General features: G+C 55.8%; 15 protein-coding genes and 2 pseudogenes. 9 read left to right on the top strand and 8 right to left on the bottom strand.

The annotated features are described in order from the left end of the window. The first annotated feature begins 36 nt into the window (after positions 1-36). The 7 genes and pseudogenes from nadD to CENROD_RS03195 all read left to right on the top strand — a co-directional run bounded on the left by nadD (position 37) and on the right by CENROD_RS03195 (position 5766). Positions 37-633 (top strand): nicotinate (nicotinamide) nucleotide adenylyltransferase, encoded by a 597-nt coding sequence (gene nadD, locus CENROD_RS03225; protein WP_022771655.1) that lies wholly within the window; start codon positions 37-39, stop codon positions 631-633. 55 nt (positions 634-688) lie between these two features. Further along, a pseudogene (gene rsfS / locus CENROD_RS03220) lies at positions 689-1082 on the top strand (ribosome silencing factor); the annotation flags it as partial. A gap of 46 nt (positions 1083-1128) precedes the next feature. Further along, positions 1129-1605 carry a 23S rRNA (pseudouridine(1915)-N(3))-methyltransferase RlmH gene (rlmH, locus tag CENROD_RS03215; RefSeq protein ID WP_022771653.1) on the top strand — a complete coding sequence of 159 codons (477 nt, stop codon included), beginning with the start codon at positions 1129-1131 and terminating at the stop codon, positions 1603-1605. Positions 1606-1752: 147 nt separating this feature from the next. Then, on the top strand, positions 1753-2934 hold the full coding sequence (gene carA / locus CENROD_RS03210; RefSeq protein ID WP_022771652.1) for a glutamine-hydrolyzing carbamoyl-phosphate synthase small subunit: 1182 nt from the start codon (positions 1753-1755) through the stop codon (positions 2932-2934). Beyond that, complete coding sequence (gene proC, locus CENROD_RS03205) at positions 2931-3746, top strand: pyrroline-5-carboxylate reductase (protein WP_022771651.1); 816 nt, start codon at positions 2931-2933, stop codon at positions 3744-3746. The genes carA and proC overlap by 4 nt, the downstream gene beginning before the upstream one ends. Positions 3747-3864: 118 nt before the next feature. Beyond that, positions 3865-4344, top strand: coding sequence for a hypothetical protein (locus tag CENROD_RS03200; protein ID WP_022771650.1), 480 nt, complete (start codon positions 3865-3867; stop codon positions 4342-4344). 255 nt (positions 4345-4599) lie between these two features. Further along, on the top strand, positions 4600-5766 hold the full coding sequence (locus tag CENROD_RS03195; RefSeq protein ID WP_022771648.1) for an acyltransferase family protein: 1167 nt from the start codon (positions 4600-4602) through the stop codon (positions 5764-5766). Positions 5767-5843: 77 nt separating this feature from the next. On the opposite strand, the gene CENROD_RS03190 is transcribed toward CENROD_RS03195, so the two are convergent. After that, positions 5844-7436 carry a DNA recombination protein RmuC gene (locus CENROD_RS03190; protein ID WP_022771647.1) on the bottom strand — a complete coding sequence of 531 codons (1593 nt, stop codon included), beginning with the start codon at positions 7434-7436 and terminating at the stop codon, positions 5844-5846. 346 nt (positions 7437-7782) lie between these two features. Next, positions 7783-8010, bottom strand: coding sequence for a hypothetical protein (locus CENROD_RS03185; protein WP_022771646.1), 228 nt, complete (start codon positions 8008-8010; stop codon positions 7783-7785). Between the two features lie 153 nt (positions 8011-8163). Here CENROD_RS03185 and CENROD_RS12980 point away from each other — a divergent pair, with 153 nt between their 5' ends. Beyond that, complete coding sequence (locus CENROD_RS12980; protein ID WP_081699913.1) at positions 8164-8997, top strand: IS5 family transposase; 834 nt, start codon at positions 8164-8166, stop codon at positions 8995-8997. 53 nt (positions 8998-9050) lie between these two features. Here CENROD_RS12980 and CENROD_RS14555 read toward each other — a convergent pair. Continuing rightward, positions 9051-9149, bottom strand: a pseudogene (locus CENROD_RS14555) (BrnT family toxin); the annotation flags it as partial. Positions 9150-9513: 364 nt separating this feature from the next. Between CENROD_RS14555 and CENROD_RS03175 the strand changes: the two are divergent. Continuing rightward, positions 9514-11019, top strand: coding sequence for an ISNCY-like element ISSymo1 family transposase (locus CENROD_RS03175; RefSeq protein ID WP_022771644.1), 1506 nt, complete (start codon positions 9514-9516; stop codon positions 11017-11019). A gap of 395 nt (positions 11020-11414) precedes the next feature. Here the strand turns inward: CENROD_RS03175 and CENROD_RS03170 are convergent, their stop codons facing one another. Genes CENROD_RS03170 through CENROD_RS03150 form a run of 5 tightly spaced genes read right to left on the bottom strand, consistent with a single transcriptional unit; the run spans position 11415 to position 18876 of the window. After that, positions 11415-13028 carry a type I restriction-modification system subunit M gene (locus CENROD_RS03170; RefSeq protein ID WP_022771643.1) on the bottom strand — a complete coding sequence of 538 codons (1614 nt, stop codon included), beginning with the start codon at positions 13026-13028 and terminating at the stop codon, positions 11415-11417. Then, positions 13025-14200, bottom strand: a complete 1176-nt coding sequence (locus CENROD_RS03165; protein ID WP_022771642.1) for an RNA-binding domain-containing protein — start codon at positions 14198-14200, stop codon at positions 13025-13027. Before CENROD_RS03165 ends, CENROD_RS03170 begins: the two co-directional genes overlap by 4 nt. Continuing rightward, the gene (locus tag CENROD_RS03160; RefSeq protein WP_022771641.1) at positions 14182-16830 is read right to left on the bottom strand and encodes a TrlF family AAA-like ATPase; all 2649 of its coding nucleotides are present in this window, start codon (positions 16828-16830) and stop codon (positions 14182-14184) included. The genes CENROD_RS03165 and CENROD_RS03160 overlap by 19 nt, the downstream gene beginning before the upstream one ends. A 31-nt stretch (positions 16831-16861) precedes the next feature. Next, positions 16862-18154 carry a restriction endonuclease subunit S gene (locus tag CENROD_RS03155; protein ID WP_022771640.1) on the bottom strand — a complete coding sequence of 431 codons (1293 nt, stop codon included), beginning with the start codon at positions 18152-18154 and terminating at the stop codon, positions 16862-16864. Beyond that, a complete protein-coding gene (locus tag CENROD_RS03150) occupies positions 18154-18876 on the bottom strand; it encodes a KilA-N domain-containing protein (protein WP_022771639.1) in 723 nt (240 codons plus the stop codon). The genes CENROD_RS03155 and CENROD_RS03150 overlap by 1 nt, the downstream gene beginning before the upstream one ends. Between the last annotated feature and the right edge of the window lie 94 nt (positions 18877-18970).

The following is an 18970-nucleotide window of genomic DNA, read 5'->3' as shown; positions in this document are numbered from 1 at the left end:
GCCGGGTCTTGGCCAGCATACCCAGTGAACCATGCCATGGCTGCACCCCGCACAGGCGTCATGGGCGGAGCTTTCGACCCGCCGCATCGGGCACATGTGGCCTTGGCTGAAGCTGCGTTGGAGCAATTGGCGCTGCGCGAGTTACGGATCATTCCCACGGGTAGGGCTTGGCACAAGTCCCGCCCTCTCACCGCCGCCACGCACCGCCTTGCTATGGTGCGCATGGCATTTGCGCATTTGCCCCGTACTGTCGTCGACGACCGGGAAACCTTGCGCAGCGGCCCCAGCTATACGGTCGATACCCTCGACGAATTGCGCGCCGAATTGCCGGGCGAGGTGTTTTGCCTGATCCTGGGGCAAGACCAGGCGCAGTCGCTCCCAAGCTGGAAAGCGTGGGAAAGGCTTCCCACGCTGGCCACGATTTGCGTTGCGCGCCGCCCTTACTCGATGAGTGGATCTAGCGACTTGCAGCTCCACCACTTGCTGCAATGGACGCATCTGCGTATGCCCGCGATGGAGCTGAGCGCGACGGAAGTGCGGGCCAAGCTCGCTGCCCGTGGCGATATTTCCGCGCTGGTGCCCCCGGATGTCGCCCGCTACATTGCCGACCACCACCTGTACCGTGCGTTTTGATATTGCGTTGCAGCCGGTGGCTGCCTGCCTTGTTGATGCCGATTGGAGATACCCCATGCCTTCCCGTCCTGTCTCCGCCACTACCGACACTGCCTTGCAACGCCAGTTGCGCAAGCTCCAGCGTGCCATCGTCGATGGCCTGGAATCCGTCAAAGCCCAGCACATCGCCGTCTACGACACGACCAGACTGAGTCCGCTATTCGAGCGGGTGGTGCTGGCATCGGGAACGTCCCAACGCCAGACCCGCGCCTTGGCTGAAGCTGTACACGATGCCGTGCGCGATGCGGGCTTTCCTAAGCCGCAGTTCGAGGGGCAGGACAACGGCGAATGGATCATCGTGGACTGCGGCGCTGCCGTGGTCCACATCATGCAACCCAAGTTTCGCGAGTACTACCGCCTCGAAGAGCTATGGGGGGGCAGGCCCGTGCGCCTGCGGCTTGCGCAGCCGAACCCGCCCATGATTTCCTCTGCGTCCCAGCCAGCCCAGACAGTCGAATGAGCACGCGCTGGACGGTCGTTGCCGTCGGCCAGCGCTTACCCGCTTGGGCGCAGACGGCGTGGGACGACTACGCCAAGCGCTTTCCCCCTGCGGAAGTTCGCGTGGCGCTGCATGCAGTCAAGGCTGCCCCCCGCACTGGCGAATCCCGCGATGCCATCTTGGCGTGGGAACGCACCCGCATCGAAGCGGCCATACCCAAGGGCGACCATGTTGTTGCGCTCGACGAGCGCGGGGTGGCGGTGGACACCCAGGCCTTGGCCCAGCAACTGCAACGTTGGCGTGACCATGCGCCGGGAATCACCTTTTTGATTGGCGGGCCGGATGGGCTTGATCCTGCGCTGCGCCAGTCTGCCAACGGTTGCCTGCGTCTTTCTGACCTGACCTTGGCCCATGCCTTCGTGCGGGTGTTGTTGATTGAGCAGCTCTACCGCGCTTGGACGATCCAGACGGGGCACCCCTACCACCGGGAATAACCCCTCTCCACTACCCCCCACCACTACAATTTTTGGCTTGTTGGCCCTTTGCCATCCTGGATTTTTTGGGGGTGGTGGAGGGTTTTTTTATATTTTTACTTTGTAGATCAGCGCATTCTTTGCGCCGCTACGTTACGGAGAGAGATCGTGCTTGCTTCTCTGGGATTGGGAGCCACGGCAGCCTTGTTGGCGCTGGCGGATGGCACCGTGTTTGTGGGTGTGTCGATCGGCGCGGAGGGCGCCACTGTTGGGGAGGTCGTGTTCAACACGGCCATGACCGGCTACCAGGAAATCCTTAGCGATCCAAGCTACTGCCAGCAGATCGTGACGCTGACGTATCCGCACATCGGCAACGTAGGGGTCAATCCGCTCGACATGGAATCGGACCGCTACCACGCTGCTGGGCTTGTGATCCGTGACTTGCCGCTGTTGGCATCGAACTTTCGCGCTACCCAGTCGTTGGGGGATGCCTTGCGGGAACGCGGCATGGTTGCTATCGCCGGGGTCGATACGCGGGCGTTGACCCGCCGATTGCGCAGCGAAGGCGCGCAAAACGGCTGCATCGTCGCGCTACCTGCGGGGCACGCCATCACGCCCGCAGTACGGGAAGACGCCATCGCACGTGCGCGCTCCGCACCGGCCATGGCTGGGTGCGACTTGGCCCGGGTGGTCACCACGCCAGCGACGTACACCTGGAACCAGACCGAATGGCGTCTGGACCAGCCTCATGCTTATGGGGAACTGGAGCACCCCCGCTTTCATGTCGTTGCTTACGACTTTGGCGTCAAACGGAACATCCTGCGCATGTTGGCCCAGCGCGGGTGTCGTGTCACCGTCGTCCCGGCAACGACCCCGCTGGGGCAAGCGCTGGTCCTGCGGCCCGACGGGATTTTTTTCAGCAACGGGCCGGGCGATCCGCAGCCCTGCACCTACGCCATCGACGCTGCCGCAGGGGCCATGGAACGCGGCATTCCCACCTTTGGCATCTGCCTGGGGCACCAGATCATGGCGCTGGCTTGCGGAGCAAAAACCTTCAAGATGAAGTTCGGCCACCACGGCGCCAACCACCCTGTACGCGAGCTGGCGACGGGCCGTGTCAGCATCACCAGCCAGAACCACGGTTTTGCCGTCGATGAATCCACTTTGCCCTCCACGCTGCGTCCCACGCACGTCAGCCTGTTCGACGGCACGCTCCAAGGGCTGGAGCGCACGGATGTGCCCGCGCTGTGCTTTCAAGGGCACCCGGAAGCCTCGCCCGGCCCGCACGACGTCTCGCATCTTTTCGACCGTTTCATCGCAAACATGGCATCTGCCGGGGTCATCCAATGAACCATCGCATCGCATTTGTGGGTGGGGGCAACATGGCCCGCGCCATTCTGGGCGGGCTGTTGCAACGGGGCATCCCGGCGGAGGTGTTCGACGTGGTCGATCCTTCCGACGCAGCGCGGGATTGCATCAAACGGGAATTTGGCATCCATGCCGTTGCGAGTGCGGACAAGTCGCTCGAATTTGCGGATACCGTGGTGTGGGCGGTCAAGCCGCAGACGTTTCGTCAGGCCGCCCTCGCAGCAGTGCCTTACGTGGGCGGGGCGTTGCACCTCAGCATTGCAGCGGGTATTCGCAGCGATGCCATCTCCGCGTGGTTGGGGTCACAGCGCATCGTGCGCGCCATGCCCAATACCGTTGCATTGATTGGCGCCGGGGTCTCCGGCCTGTATGCCCGGGCGGAAGTTTCTGCGGCAGACCGCCATCAGATCGAGTCGATCCTCTCGACCACCGGGGACCTCTTTTGGTGCGCGCAAGAGGAGCAGCTTGACGCCGTGACGGCGATCTCTGGTTGCGGGCCGGGGTATGTGTTTTATTTCATGGAAGCCATGGCCACAGCGGCGGCCGAGATGGGCTTGCCCGCCGACATGGCGCATCGGTTGACGTTGGCGACCTTTGCCGGGGCGGGAACATTGGCCCGATCCTCCGGCGAGTCCCCGGAAACCCTGCGCCGCCAGGTCACTTCCGAAGGCGGCGCCACGCACGCTGCCATCACCCTGATGGAAGAGCGTGGGGTCTGCGCCCACTTCATCGAAGCCATGCACGCCGCCAAAGCCCGTACCGTCGCACTGGGCGAGACATACGGCACTGCATAACGATCCCCCCGGCGCGGGCATGGGGTGGCTTCAAGTGGAAGAAAGCCATCCAGGAGCAAGCCCAGACACTGTTAACAATATCGAGGAAGACGCAATTTCATCAAGTCATGAATAACTCATGCGCTATGCATTGATATCGGTATTGGCTATGGCTTGGTGCTGTGGCTGGTGCGACGGTGCCCAGGCGGACCCGCCGCACTCTCCTTCGTTGTCAGAAGTTATTTTCATTGGTTTGCGGCCGGCAGGGGAGATCAATCAGAAAAATTACCCAAAGGCTGGACAGCCATGCGTCCGGAAATATATGGATTCCATTGGCCCGCGCTCCATTCTTTGGGCATTGGATATCCCTCCCTCTCCGGAAAAAGTGGTGCTGGTAAGGCGACGTAATCTGATCGAGCAGATCGTATCCATTCATGGACAGATTGTTCGTAATGAGGCCGAAGCCTTCGGATATGCAGTGCCTCTTATGATGGAATGGGAGGGTATGAGTGAGGGGCCAGTGGATGAAGCGAATTTTGTGGATAATTGGTTGGAAAAGCGACCCGGAACACCCATCGCCCCATTCGTCGGCATCTCACGCTTGCTGCGGCGTCTGTAGTACGAGCACCAGATGAAAAAAACTTTCGCCACGATCCTTGTCCTGCCGGTCACTGTCGCACTTGGCAGTTGCACATCCCAACAACTCTATGGGGTTGGTCAATCATGGCAGCGGAACGAGTGCCTCAAGATCGCTGACCAACAGGAACGAAGCCGGTGCCTGTCCAGCGCATCCACCTCCTACGAGCAGTACAAGCGGGAATCACAGGCTGTGCCAGAGCCGAAGTAGTTCCAAGCACCCCCTTTGTCACAGTAGATGTCCGGTGGTGTCGGAGGGAGGAGCCGTGAGGCTTTTTCCTATCCCGATGAGGAGCTTGATTTGTCCCCACAAAGCAATCCCAGATTGAAAGAGAACAACTTTGACTTACTGCGACTTCTCTTTGCAGTCACCGTTTTGCTTGTCCACGCTTATGAGCTTTCTGGGTTCCAGCAGCTAGAGATTGTTGCCAGTATTTTGTCTTCGACAGTGGCGGTGAAGGCTTTCTTTGTCGTCAGTGGGTTTCTGATCTTCATGAGCTTTGAGCGGTCAAAAACTATTGCCTCTTACGCTAAAAAACGCATTCTTCGCATCTACCCAGCTTATTTTACGGTAGTGATGCTCTGCGCAGTCAGCTTATTCGCTGTTAGCTCAAAGAATGCCAGTGACTACTTTTCTTTTACTTGGATCAAGTACCTTGTTGCAAACTTAACATTCCTAAATTTCTTGCAGCCAGCACTTCCAGGCGTTTTCGATTCCCATACATTGGCTGTTGTGAATGGAGCACTCTGGACGCTCAAGATTGAGGTGATGTTCTACCTATCCGTTCCCCTATTTGTTTATTTGTTTCGAAAATTTACTCATTTTCCAATACTGCTACTCGCCTATGTCTCCTCTGTGGCCTATGCTGGATTGTTGGCAGTAGTTGCCGAACGCACAGGTTCGGGGATGTACGTAGAACTTGGTCGCCAATTACCAGGGCAGCTTTCTTACTTTATGTCTGGGGCTTTTCTTTACTATTTTTTGCCTTTATTTGAACGCAAAATCGGGTATTTTCTGGTTGCGGCAGTTTTGACGCTGGCAGTAAATAGGTATTTGCCGTTACCTATTTTGGAACCATTTGCGCTTGCCACGATGGTTGTTTATTTTGGTCTGTTCTTGTACGTAGGAAACTTTGGAAAGTACGGTGACTTTTCTTACGGCATGTACATCTTGCACTTTCCGATCATTCAGTTGTTGCTGTATTCAGGCTGGTTCCGTGACAGCCCATGGTACTTTTTGATTTCGGTTATCCTCATTACTACGAGTGGCGCAATTGCTTTGTGGCACTTGGTTGAAAAACGGTTTTTGTTTCGCAAGAGCCATTACGTCATAGCCGCATCGGCGCATGAAGAGGCTACTCCTCACTCGTCATTCCATCAGAAGCTACGCGATACATCCGCATAGCGCCGTACTTCCGCCCACGAAGGCCGGTTCTGGATCGTTGCTCTCCATAGCAATGAATTCCTTGCTCTGTACCGCCATCAAACCGAGTCATCGTTGTCCGAAGAGACTTCCGGCACAGCAGGCACTGCCAGCGTGTCTGCCACCGTCAGGGGCAATTCCGCCACGCCGCTGAGCTTGCGCTGGATGGCGCGGGTGCGTTGGCCCACTTCGTCGAATTTCTTGGCGGCTTGGTCGATCGAGCGCTTGGTTGCATCGATCACATCGCCAAATTTGGCGAATTCGGTTTTGACCACGGCCAGCAGGTTCCAGACTTCCGAAGACCGCTTTTCAATGGCCAGCGTGCGAAAACCCAGTTGCAGGCTATTGAGCATCGCTGCCAAATTGGCCGGGCCTGCGACGATGATGCGGTGCTCGTGCTGGATGGCGCCGACCAAGCCTGGGCGGCGCAGGGCTTCGGCATAGAGGCTTTCGCTCGGCAGGTAGAGGATCGCGAAGTCCGTGGTCTGCGGGGGGCAGAGGTACTTGGTGGCGATGCGCTTGGCCTCTTGCCGGATCGATGCCTCGAAACCCGCTGCGGCCTGCACGATGGCCGTTTTGTCCGCAGCGTCGTGCGCGTCCATCAGGCGCTGGTAGTGTTCGACGGGGTACTTGGAATCGACGGGCAGCCACACCGGCTGGTCTTCGCGCTTACCGGGCAGGCGGATCGCGAATTCGACGATCTCGTTGCTGCGCGGGCAGGGCTTGACGTTGCGGGCGTATTGCTCCGGGGTCAGCACATCTTCGAGGATCGCGCCGAGTTGCATTTCGCCCCAGACGCCACGGGTTTTGACGTTGGTCATCACGCGCTTGAGGTCGCCCACGCTACCAGCGAGGGTTTTCATTTCCCCCAGCCCTTGCTGCACTTGCTCCAGCCGCTCGCTCACAAGCTGGAACGATGCGCCGAGGCGTTGTTCCAGCGTGGCGTGGAGCTTCTCGTCGACCATCTGGCGCATGGCTTCGAGCTTAGATGCGTTGTCGGTCTGCATGGCTCCCAGGCGTTCGTTGACGGTGGCGCGCAATTGCTCTGCGCTGTGCTGTGCCCCTTGCGCCAGTGCAGTCCATTGCTGGGAAAACGACTGCTGCATCGCCAAAAACTGCTGTTGCAGCGCGCTGCTACTGGCTTCTTGCACCGTGCGCAGCGTGGCTTGGAGCGCTTCCTGCATCTGCAATTGCGACTGTGCTTGGGCGGATAGCCGATCCTGCAATTGGGTTTGCAGCGCCTGGGCCTGTTCCAGCACCGTGTCCAGCCGTTGCGCAACAAGCTGCTCCAGCCCGCGACGGCCTGCGTCTTGCCGGCCCTCGAAGTGCTGGAAGGATGTATGCAGCTCCGTTCTGCCTTGGCGCGATTCCTGGGCCGCGTGCTCCAGCCGGTCATCGACGGCCTTGCGCAACGCTTCCTGCTGTGCAGCCGCAGATTGGGCAGCGGCGTGCAGTTGCTGGGTCAGCGCGGCCAGTTGCGCCTCCGTTCGCGCAGCGCCTTGCAGTAGCGAGGCTTCGATGCGCTGCAAGGCCTCCATCGTGGCCGCGTGGCTGCGTGACCACCATGCCCAGCCCAGTGCAACGAGCACTGCGCACAGCCCGGTGCTTACTCCAGCGCCTATTCCTAGCGCCCACAGTATGTCGATCGTCATCGTTGTTCTCCATCCTTTTCCTGTGTGTGCCCAGCATGGGCGCGAACGTATAGGGTGAAAGTCCCTTGTGGGAGAACCGGATTGGACTCAACGTGAGCAATAGTAACCACTAGCCGACAGTAGCAAGAGCTACTGGCAGATGTCCAGAACCCCGGTTATCAATCAGGCCATATCCAACGTCTGGTTACTGGAACAATGCTTGCTGCGTGGGAAAGACCTGTGGTGCAAGGCACAGGGATACATGGTTATGAAGTGAAAGACTTTGTCGAGCGAGCCGACTTGTAGCACCGCCCACTGCGGACCCGCACGGTGGGTGGTGTGGGGGGCGACGGTGAGAAGCCGTTGCCTACCCGATTAGGCTGGATGATGTTTTCGCCACTTCCAGCAAATACCGAAGCGCTTTGTTTACCGCTTCATCATTAGGAAAAGCCTCAGCAATATCAGGATCAAGAAGCACTACATTAGTTTCGGCTTTAATCTGGTTTGCGTACTTGCCACGCACGATTTCACCGAAATCTGATCGCTTGTATTCTGGTCTAAGCTCGTCTGTCATGCCTGATTTAACCTTCTTCATAAATTTTCCTCTCAATATTTGTGGCTAGCCGCGCCGATATGATACGAATGGCATTGCCTCTGTCGGTATGTGATACAGTAAGAGCCTATTTCGGTAGGCTAATGATATATAATGTTCATCATCACAGTCGCAATAACATAGATGAGGAAAATTATGGGTTTGGTATTTCATAATGATGGGTGGAGATTGCATGATGCACTCTGGGGAATAATAAAATTATCGCTCCCTGAACCCAAAAAACATCCCCTGGGTTGCCATAATCCGCGTGTATCTGATCGCAGCGCAATGAACGCAATTCTTTTCGTATTGCGAACTGGCTGCCAGTGGAACGCCTTAAACATGACAGGAATTTGCTCGTGTAGTTCTGCCTATCGACGCTTTCGCGAATGGACGAAAGCAGGTGTATTTTCAGCCCTTTGGATACAACAATTGGTCGAATACGACAAATCCCAAGGCATCGATTGGGCATGGACATCCATGGATGGAGCGTTAACCAAAGCACCCCTAGCAGGTCAGCAAACAACTGGGGCCAACCCAACAGATCGAGGCAAGCAAGGTGTCAAGCGCAGTGTGCTTACTGATGGTGCAGGCATACCGCTTGCCGTCGCCATCGACGGTGCGAATCGGCACGACATGAAGTTGGTCAGGAGTACGCTGGAAGACATCAAAGCAAAACGACCAGACCCGACGGATACAAAACCACAAGGCATCTGCTTGGACAAAGGATACGATTTTGATGAAGTAAGAGAGATCGTCAAAGAATTTGGCTTTACGGCTCACATTCGTTCCAGAGGCGAAGAAGCTAAATCTATAAAGCAAGAAGCTGGTTTCAAGGCACGGCGCTGGGTAGTAGAACGTACACATAGCTGGATGAATCGCTTTCGCCGAATTCTGGTTCGTTGGGAAAAACTTCCCGAAACGTATATCGCCATGTTGCACCTCACTTGCGCCCTAATCACTTTAAGGGCATATTGCCTACCGAAATAGGCTCTAAGTAATCGCCCTTGGGAGGAAACACCAAAGGTTACAAATCGTTCCTCATCATCCGAATGGTCAGGGTCGTGAGCAGTGGCCGAAAACACATCGCGCAACGCGCTCGTCGCTTCTTCAAAGGTAACGCCATGTTTACGCCGATTCATTGTAGCTTTTTTCGGATCCCATTCAAAATGCATATTCCGTGACTCTTTTAGATTTCATTCTGCGGAACAGCTATCGCCTTACGAGTTGCTGCCGTGAATTGCCTGTGACCGGATTTGTGCTCCTGTGGTGGCTTCGATAATTTTTTCACGAAGAACCTCTACTTTACTACCTGGTATCTGACAGAAAAATAGAAAACCATGCAAAATCAACAGGGTACGCTACGTTTGGGTGGGTGAAGATTGAGCCGCTTTCCTGCGATTTTCATGAGATTATGCATAAGATGTCGCATTACACACAAAATTTTTAATTTTGATATAATATTTTCATCCTACTTCAATCTTCATTAAAATAATTGGGAACTACATGCGCTCTGTCATAAATCCTCAGATGAAATTAGGCGAAGATCCTATCGCCAACATTCAACTTGATCTGCGTTCTCGCGATGATATCCCAAAATTGCTGCTAGGACTTCAGTACATCTACACAATACCAGACGTACGCAAAGAAGTTTTCTCTATCCTCTCAGAAATTCTCCCGGTACTCCCTTCTGGTGAAAAAGTAAAAGCACATATGGGTCGCCCAGGTATGTCGCAGTGGCAAATTCTTGTCATCGGTGTGGTTCGATTGGGTCTGAATATCGATTACGACCGATTGGAAGAGCTGGTGAATCAACATCGGACATTGCGACAAATGCTCGGGCATACTGACTGGTATGATGAGACAAAATACAACGTGCAAACCCTGAAAGATAATTTGAGGTTATTTACCCCAGAGATTCTTGATCGAATCAATCAAGTTGTGGTCAAAACCGGCCATACGCTAGTAAAAAAAAGCCCGGACGACGTTCTACACGGTCGTTGTGATTCCTTTGTCGTTGAAACAGATGTACATTTTCCAACCGATTTGAATCTTCTTTTTGATGCTATAAAAAAGATCATTGCATGGAGTGCAAAGTTAGCGGAGAAACATAAATTGTCTGGCTGGCGTCAGCATGAACACTCTTATCGCCAATTCAAAAAGCAGTATCGCCATATCCAGCGGCTTCGGCGCTCTCATTCAAAAAATGAAGCCAAACGTGCAGCAAAGGAAGCTGCCATCCACGAAGCATGCGAGGAATATCTCAAGCAAGCCAAAGAGCTGTTCGAGCGCGCCACCCAAACAAGGCAGGAAGTCGTCTTGGCTGCATCGCAGATCAGCGCACAGGAGCAAGGGTTGCTATCGAAGCTGCAGGTCTTCATAGGGCATGCAGAAAAGTTATCAGATCAGATTCGCCGTAGGGTGATCAACGGGGAACGCATTCCGCATTCGGAAAAGATATTCTCGCTGTTTGAACCGCATACGGAGTGGATAAGCAAAGGCAAGGCTGGTGTGCCTGTGGAATTGGGGGTAAAGGTTTGTATTCTGGAAGATCAACATCGTTTCATTCTGCATCATCACGTTATGGAGAAGCAAGAAGATAACGAAGTTGCTGTACCAATGGTTGAAGCTGCCAAAGAACGATTCTCGACTTTGAATGCCGTGAGTTTTGACAAAGGATTCCACAGTCAAGAGAATCAGAAAAAATTGGCAAAATTATTAGACTGTGCTGCTTTACCAAAGAAAGGGCGCTGTTCTCAAGCGGAACAAGAACGAGAATCGAGCGAGACATTTGTGAAACTACGGAAAGCACATTCTGCTGTAGAGTCGGCGATCAATGGATTGGAACACTTTGGTTTGGATATGTGCCCCGATGAGGGAATAAAAGGATTCAAACGCTATGTTTCATTGTCAGTCTTGGCACGAAATTTTTACCGTATTGGCATGGTGGTTCGTCAGCAATCGATTGATGCCGAGCGAACGACACCACCATCCATTCGTCGAGCGGCTTGATGCCGCTCGACGGTCTTTTTCAAGGGATGCATGAGTGGTTGCAGAGGATAGCTTTTCCTTCATTCACCAATAATTCAATTTTTGGAGCAGGATACATGGTTTTTGTCAAAATTCGACCGCAAAAAAATTTGTAATCCGGTCTAGGTTCCGGATCACTTCCTGAAAGTACCGGGTACACGCATCAAAAATCCGACTTTTCTGTCAGCCACTACCTGCAGATGATTTGGCTGCCAACGATGTGCGCCCAGCATGGGCGTGAACGTATAGGGTGAAAGTCCCTTGTGGGAGAATCGGATTGGACTCAACGTGAGCAATAGTAACCATTAGCCGACGGCAAGGGCTACTTCGTGAGAAGTAGTCTGGAGGAAGCCCGAGAGCAAAAAGCGCTTTGAGGTTTACGGCAAGGCTGGCAGGCCCAGCTCTTTGAGGAAGACATTGTGTTTGTCCCGTGCATCCTTGATATTCTGTGCCAGGGTGACCAGCTCGGTATTGATTGCCTGCAAATCGACTTCTGCCTCGCCCACCGCCGTACTGATGTAACGTGAGATATTCAGGTTGAAGTCGTTCTTCTCGATCTCAGCCATCTCCACTCGTCGGGAATAGCGTGGCTCTTCCTTTCGGAATTGGTAGGTGCTGATGATCGTGGCAATGTGCTCCTCGCTCAGTTGGTTTTGGCGTTTGCCTTTCACGAAGTGCTCAGCGGCGTTGATGAAGAGCACGTCGTCGGGCTTTTTGCACTTCTTCAGCACGAGGATGCAGACGGGAATGCCGGTGGAGTAGAAAAGGTTCGCGGGCAGGCCGATGACAGTGTCGATGTGGCCGTCCTTGAGTAGCTTGGTGCGGATGCGTTCCTCGGCACCGCCACGGAAGAGCACGCCGTGGGGCAGGATGATTGCCATCACGCCTTCGTCCTTGAGGAAGTGGAAGCCGTGCAGCAGGAAGGCGAAGTCGGCGGCGGACTTGGGAGCGAGGCCGTGGCTTTTGAAGCGCACGTCGTCGGCAAGCGCGTCGGTAGGTTCCCAGCGGTAGCTGAAGGGCGGATTGGCGACGATGGCGTCGAAGCTCGGCTTTCTGGCGGGGTTCTGCTCCCGCATCATGTCCCACTCGTTGAGCAGGGTGTCGCCGTGGAAGATGTCGAACTCCGTGTCCTTCACCCCGTGCAGCAGCATGTTCATGCGCGCGAGGTTGTAGGTGGTGATGTTCTTTTCCTGGCCGAAGATTTTTCCGATGGTGCCGCCCGCCTTGTTCACCTTCTTGCGGACGTTGAGCAGCAGGGAGCCGGAGCCGCAGGCGAAGTCCAGCACGCTTTCCAGCCGCTTCTTGGTGCCGGTTTTCGGTTCCTGGCTGTCCAACGTGACGATGGCGGAGAGGATGTCGGAAATCTGCTGCGGGGTGTAGAACTCGCCCGCCTTCTTGCCGGACCCGGCGGCAAACTGGCCGATCAAGTATTCATAGGCATCGCCCAGCGCGTCAATGTCCGTGGAAAACTCCGCCAGCCCTTCGGCGATCTTCTGGATGATGGTGCAGAGCTTGGCATTCCGATCGGGATAGGTCTTGCCCAGCTTGGGGGAACTCAGATCAATCTCGGAGAACAAGCCCTGGAAGGTGCTCTCAAAAGACTCCGTCTCGATGTATTTGAAGCCCGCCTGCAGTGTGTTCAGCAGCTCGCCGTTCTGGGTGCGGGCTAGGTTGGCGATGCTGTTCCAGAGGTGCGCGGGCTGGATGACGTAATGCACCTTGCGGCGCATCTGCTTCTCGAACGCCGGGATGTCGTCCACGTTGTTCGCATACCAGAGCGCCAGCGGCACCTTGCGGGTGTCGCCCCCCACATCTGGGTAATCCCGCCCCAGCTCCTTCTTCGCCGCCGTCTCGTAGTTGTCGGAGAGATAGCGCAGGAAGAGGAAGGACAGCATGTAGTCGCGGAAGTCGTCCGCATCCATGGCCCCGCGCAGTTGGTCGGCAATGCTCCAGAGGGTGTTGCCCAGTTGCTTTTGGTTGGTATCGGTCATGCTGTTGGTGCGGTTGGAGTCAACTCGATAGTCACCATCACCTCTTCGCTTTCTGCGTCGTTGACCCAAGAAAGCGAAGGCCAAGCTTTGAGTGCCCGCACAATCCCGCTACCAATGCCCCGAAAATGGAGAAGATCGGGCGCGAACGATGCCAGGAGAACGTTGCGGCTGCGCCGAACTCCCCTGCGAATCTGATTGACAGTGAGGCTGTTCGGCAGTTTTCCCGGACTGCGGATTTCAATGCGATCATCGAAGATGAACACCTTGATCGAGTCCTTGATAAAGTAGTCACGGTGAATCAACGCGTTGACTAGCAGCTCTTCGAAGACCGTTTCTGGCACCTTGAGTCGGCCGGTTTGATTGAACGATCCCTCACCTTGGACGCGGGCATTCCACCGTTTCAAGAAACCCATGCCTTCGTCGTATTGCTCGGCCAGCGTCCCGGTGATCGTTCGTTGATCGTGCCATTCGGATGAGGCCCGCTCACTGCCTTGGAACCAAATAGCATCCATCTTCATTTCCGGCAGCAGAACCGGAAGACGTTTTCCAAACAGCAGCAACCCGGCCACGGTCACCCGCCCGGAATCCACCAGTTCCAGATTCTCAAGTGTTCGCTGGTAGGCTTCACGCTCCTCGCTTCGGCTGGGCGGCGTTTCGGAATACTTCGTCTCGTAGAAGCGCTTGAAACGCTCGTGGTCAAAGTCCTCCAGTGTTGAGGCTGCCACCACCTGGCTTTCTGCATAGAGCTTCTCTCCAGATTGGAAAAGGCGAGCCAGCTCTTCGGGACTCTGCACCCGGCGTTTGTCCGGCCCATTCTTTACCCAATAGACACCCTTGTTATCACAATAGGGTTTGGATGCTCCATCGGGAATCTCAATGACTACGACGATGCCGTCCCCCGTTGGAATGGATTTCGAGAGAATGGAAAAGGGCGGGCGAACGCTGTCCCATGCGACCTTCGCCATGTCCTCGCCGACCTTCTCCGCCTCTTCGCCGGTAAGACCGGCAATGGTGCCATCCTTTTCAACCCCGATGAAAATGCGCCCTCCGCCGCTGTTGGCGAAGGCGACGATTTCGCCCGCCATCTTGGCATCAGCCGACGGCTCGCGCTTGAATTGCCGCGTGCTGTCCTCGCCAAGGAGGATCTGGTTTCTCAGTTCGAACTCTTCCACAATTGATAAATTTCCTTTCTGCGCCGGAACGCGTCCTCGCCGCCTTCCATCACGGTAACGATGCGTTGCTGGATGTCTTTGTCGTCGATGCTGCCGTGGTCGAACGAAAACGTCTCTCCTTCTTTCCGGCAGACGATGGCCTGTTCCGCATCGCCCAGCACTGGGATGTTGGGATTGTGGGTGGCGAAAACAAACTGGGTTAGCTCTTTCCGCTCCAGTAGTTGGCGGATGAAGTGGCTGTAGAGCGTTTCGTTGTCCAGATCGTCTTCCGGCTGGTCGATGAGGATGACCGAGTGCCGCTGTAGGTGCATGAGAATATGCAGGATCACTGTGGCCCGCTGCCCGAGTGAGTATTCCCCCAACGGCTTCTGGTGGAAAAGGATGACTGTCTCATCCGGTGTGCGGAAACTCAGGAAATCCGCCAGACTTTCTAGCAGCGTGGAACGCACCTTCATCGCAGCGTTTTCACTCAGATGCTTCTCCAGGTCAGTGCGAGCTTGATACAGCTCGCGGCCATCAATGAACGCTTCTTCCATTGTTTCGTAGGATGCTGCCTGCAAACCGCTCCCACGGAATTTGGAGCGAAGGAACTCACCGAAAGCCCGACGCTTGCCTTTGAAGGCCGTCTGAAGACGAATCTCCGACGGAAGTGCCGCTTCCAGACGACGCACTTCGGCTTCCCGCTCGGTGAACTTTTCTCGCCAGAAATCGTGCAGCTTGTTCACCGCCGCGCCCAACAGGTCACGCGCAGCTTGCTCGGTTTTGGCGCGTTGGGCACCTGCCGCCAGCAGTTTCACCAACTGATCGAGCCGGGCCTTCTTCTTGCGGAACAGCTCCAAATCAAGCTGAGGTTCGTTCAGCGTCTTTTGAAGTTCGGCTACCTCTTGCTTCATCTCGTCCTGCACTGGTGCCAGCTTTTGAAGAGCCTCGCCCACAGTGACGAATGCTTCCCGGAGGGTCTGAAGTGCTGCCTGAGCTGTTGTCTTGGCCTCGTCGGACTTCGCTTTGGCTGCGGCAAGGCCGACAGCGATGGGTTCGCTCCGCTTGGATTTCAGCACGGGGAACGCCGCATCCGCATCGTCCCAATCCGCTGACTCCTTGAGGTTCGTGCCCAGCTCCTTCAATGCCTGTTGCCATGCGCCAATCGCCTGGCGGTCCCCATCAAAGAGAGTCATGTCGGCAAGTTTCTTGTCCACGCCCTTGTCCGTGAAGACCTGGAGCTGTGCATCCAGTTCGTTCTTCTCCTTTTGCAGCGCAGCGATCTTCTCGGTGGCTTCCAACGTCTCTTTCAGTTGCCGGGCCGCTTGGCGCACGCCTTCGATGAGCGCCGCCTCTTCCTGCGGCTTGGGGTCAAGCCTATCCGCCAGCAGCTTGTCGAGAAAGCTCTCATCGAACGACTCCGAACGGGCCGAGAGGTCCTTCTGGCCGAAGTAGAGTATGTCCTTGAGGACCGATCCCGGAGAAATGTCGCGATATTGACCATCCAGATAAACGGATGGCTGGCCGCTTCGCTCCCGTTCCACCCGGACTTCACGCCCGAACTCATCCTTGGCCTCTACAACCACCTTGCCAGCGGGCGACAGCATGCGCTCGACCAAACCAGACTTGTAGCGGTCATCGGCACCCTCACGGAAACCCAAAGCATGGCGCAGGCACTCGATCACTGCTGACTTGCCATTTCCACGCGGACCAATGAGGCAGTTCAGCGATGGAGAAAAAGGCACGGCCAAACCATCCAAGGCTCCGCCATGGAAGCGCACCTGCTGCAACAGCACGACTTGCCGGGGGGAAGGCAGTTCTGCGCGAACCCGATGCTTGTGGTCGAACAGGGCGAACTTGACTGCATCGAAGGACAGCTCCCCAAGCTTCAGATAGCAGTGCTGGTCACTCTTCCCTACTGCCTCAATGCATTGGGGATCAGAGCCCTGTACCAGGGCAGGAATCGGCTGCGTGTCTGGCCATCGGGCTTTCACGACATCAAGCCTCTTGACCTTCTGCAAGCCCAGCACGCGCTCGCTCCACCGCTTGCCGCAGCCGTTGATCATGTGGGCGAGGTTGTCTCCTTGCAGCTCCTGGAAAAGGCCGTTGTCGCTCTGCACATGGGCGAACACCACAAAGTAATCTTCCTTCACACCGTCTAGGAGTTCCAGGCAGTGGCAGAAATCGTCCTTCGTTCGAGTGCCTTCGTCCGGCGTGCTCTGAAATTGGGTGGAGAGAAAACGATGGATCCGATCATCGTGCTCCGGGTTGTCCACCCAGCCATCGGGGTTGAAGACAATGAGCGTGTGGATTCCCCCACCACCGTCTTTCATACCCAGCTCCACGCCTGGGAGGACGAGGATTCCTTCGTTCGCCCCCTGTTTGCGCAAGGTCTTGTATTCGTCCCGGTCAAAATGGTTGTGGTTCGTGACCACCGCCACCCTAATCTGCTCTTCTTTCAGCCGACCGATCCAGTCTTTCGGAAAGCCGTTGGCCTTATCGTGACCATTCTCGTTCACACCGCGATACTCATCCCGAAATGGTTTCCGGGACGCTCCAGGGTCCTTGAGTGTGTGCAGGTGAAAGTCTGCCCGCACCCATTCCGCGCCGCGGGGGAACTGTTTGTCATTGGTGGATGTCATCTTGCTCATGATGGGGTCAGGTTGCGAAAACTTCCACCCTTCATTCCTCCTCGGGGGAAGGGAAAAGCTGCTGCATCAGTCCTTTCTTGTGGGTCTTGAGGGCTTCGAGTTTTTGGGTTTCGGCGGTGATCAGGGCGTCGAGGCTGCTCAGGCACGAGGCGATGCGTTCTTGTTCGGGGAGGGATGGGGCAGGAACCGGAAGTCCTCTTATCTTTCCCAAAGCGATGAACTTTTGGCTATTGCCAGTGTTCAGCACCGCAAAGATTGCGGCCACATACCTGCTTTGTAAAAGCTGGACGAGGAACGCATTAAGAAGCGGCCCCAATTCCTTGATGAGAGCCACGTTCTTTATCGCGAATCCTTCCGACTTGATCAAAACTGGGTTGCCAATAGTTCCGATCATTCCGAAGAGAATGTCGCCGACTGTGACTTTGGAGCGTTTGTTGATTTGCTCATAGTCTTCTTCGGAGATCAGACTCACATTTTCGAGATCGAGCGTTCCATTGGGCCGCAGGTTTTTGGAAGTCACAAGTGGGCGTCCCGTTGGGAAAAATGCAGGTGAATCATGAGTTCCATCTCGCACGTCGCTCAAAGTTCCCAACTCGCTCACCACCCACTCCCCGGCGTTTTGGAATTCGGGGAAGCGGAGGCGGGGTTGGGTTTCGCGTTCGCGGGGGAAAAGCTGCTGCATCAGCCCTTTTTTATGGGTCTTGAGCGCGTCCACTTTCCGCGCTTGCGCGGCCATCAGCTCGTCCACCGCACTCAGGCACTCGGCGATTTTTTGTTGTTCGGCGGGGCGTGGAGTGGGGATTTCGACACCAAAGAATTCCTCTTTACTGATGTTCAGTAAGCCATTGCTACGTGCGCCGCTCGTGATGTGCTTTTTGAGCTGCTTGCCGTGCATGTTCTGCTCGAAGCAGTTCTGAAAAAAGACATTCGAGTAGCCATCCTTGAGCCGAAAGCAGATGAAGACATGCGGCGCGGCGACCTGCCCCCAGCTTTGCAACTGGTAAACACAGCCTTGCGGGAATTTGAGCGAATTGCCTTTGTTGTAAACGAAGTCGCCGTCACTGACCAAGGTGTAGAGCTGATACTGGTTGCCTGAGATGTCACGCCCGAACTTCTCGGCTTGTGGCACAAAACCAATGCCAGCAGAGATGCTTACCGGCATCAATTTTCTTTCGCCAACACGCTCTGTTATTGGCGTAGATGCTTTTTTTAGCGTTACGGGTGTCCACCCCTCCGCTCCCCGAAACTCCGGAAACCGCAGCTTCGGCACCAGCGCGGGCCTTGCCTCTTCCTTCGTGGCGGTGGTTTTGGTCTTACTGCTCATCACTGCAGCCGTTTTAGGTTGGTGTCCGCCAGCAGGGTGCGCATCTGGGTGATGGCGATTTCATTGAGCTTGAGCAGGCGTTCGGGGGCCAGGAGTCCTTGGCGAATGAGCACGGAGTTGAGGCTTTCGAGGTTGGTGAGGACGACGAGCTGTTCCAGCGGGGCGTGGTCGCGGAGGTTGCCTTCGGCTTCGGGGTGGGCATCGCGCCATTGTTTCGCGGTCTGGCCGAAGAGGGCGACGTTGAGCAGATCGGCCTCGCTGGCATAGGCGAGGCTGGCCTGGGCCGTGGTGATGCTGGGCGGGATGAGCGTTTCCTTGATGAGGTAGAGCTTGAACTCGACCGATACCCAGGATGCGAACTCGAAGGCGATGTCCTTGTGGGCGTAGGTGCCGCCGTAGCGGCCCGCACTGGAGCGGAGGCCGATTGCGCCCGTTTGTTCGATCCATTGCTTCGGGGTGAGGACGAAGCTGTTCAGGCCGGTCTGGCTTTTAATCCCGTCGAATTCGACGGGATTAAAAGCGGGGTTGTTAAGGCGCTCCCAGACGCCGAGGAACTCGACGGTGCTACGGCTGCGCAGCCAGTTGCGAATCACATCGTCCGAATGGTCGGGGTTTTTCAGCTTGGCGATATCGGTGAGGCAAAGGAAGTCCTGGCGGTCATGGGAGAGCATCGCAATGGATGTGCCCTGAACTTCGATGCTGGTGCGTTTGGCTTTGCTCATCGCGCTTTTCGAGAGGTTGGATTGAGCCCAATTCCTTCGAATTCGAGGGAATAAGAAGCAGAGAGACCGACCATATTCCTGACGTCAGGAACAT

The sequence above is a fragment of the Candidatus Symbiobacter mobilis CR genome, from assembly GCF_000477435.1.
Classification (GTDB): domain Bacteria; phylum Pseudomonadota; class Gammaproteobacteria; order Burkholderiales; family Burkholderiaceae_C; genus Rhodoferax; species Rhodoferax mobilis.
Note: the sequence above shows the minus strand (reverse complement) of the source record. Positions and strands in the feature narration are given on the sequence as shown.

Bases quoted from the DNA above. Each gene is read 5' to 3' on its own strand.
- CENROD_RS03190 (WP_022771647.1), bottom strand. From the start codon at position 7,436: ATGACGATCGACATACTGTGGGCGCTAGGAATAGGCGCTGGAGTAAGC.
- CENROD_RS03155 (WP_022771640.1), bottom strand. From the start codon at position 18,154: ATGAGCAGTAAGACCAAAACCACCGCCACGAAGGAAGAGGCAAGGCCC.
- CENROD_RS03175 (WP_022771644.1), top strand. From the start codon at position 9,514: ATGCGCTCTGTCATAAATCCTCAGATGAAATTAGGCGAAGATCCTATC.
- proC (WP_022771651.1), top strand. From the start codon at position 2,931: ATGAACCATCGCATCGCATTTGTGGGTGGGGGCAACATGGCCCGCGCC.
- CENROD_RS03150 (WP_022771639.1), bottom strand. From the start codon at position 18,876: ATGAGCAAAGCCAAACGCACCAGCATCGAAGTTCAGGGCACATCCATT.
- CENROD_RS03160 (WP_022771641.1), bottom strand. From the start codon at position 16,830: ATGAGCAAGATGACATCCACCAATGACAAACAGTTCCCCCGCGGCGCG.
- CENROD_RS03200 (WP_022771650.1), top strand. From the start codon at position 3,865: ATGCGCTATGCATTGATATCGGTATTGGCTATGGCTTGGTGCTGTGGC.
- CENROD_RS03185 (WP_022771646.1), bottom strand. From the start codon at position 8,010: ATGAAGAAGGTTAAATCAGGCATGACAGACGAGCTTAGACCAGAATAC.
- rlmH (WP_022771653.1), top strand. From the start codon at position 1,129: ATGAGCACGCGCTGGACGGTCGTTGCCGTCGGCCAGCGCTTACCCGCT.
- CENROD_RS03195 (WP_022771648.1), top strand. From the start codon at position 4,600: ATGTCCGGTGGTGTCGGAGGGAGGAGCCGTGAGGCTTTTTCCTATCCC.
- nadD (WP_022771655.1), top strand. From the start codon at position 37: ATGGCTGCACCCCGCACAGGCGTCATGGGCGGAGCTTTCGACCCGCCG.
- CENROD_RS12980 (WP_081699913.1), top strand. From the start codon at position 8,164: ATGGGTTTGGTATTTCATAATGATGGGTGGAGATTGCATGATGCACTC.
- CENROD_RS03170 (WP_022771643.1), bottom strand. From the start codon at position 13,028: ATGACCGATACCAACCAAAAGCAACTGGGCAACACCCTCTGGAGCATT.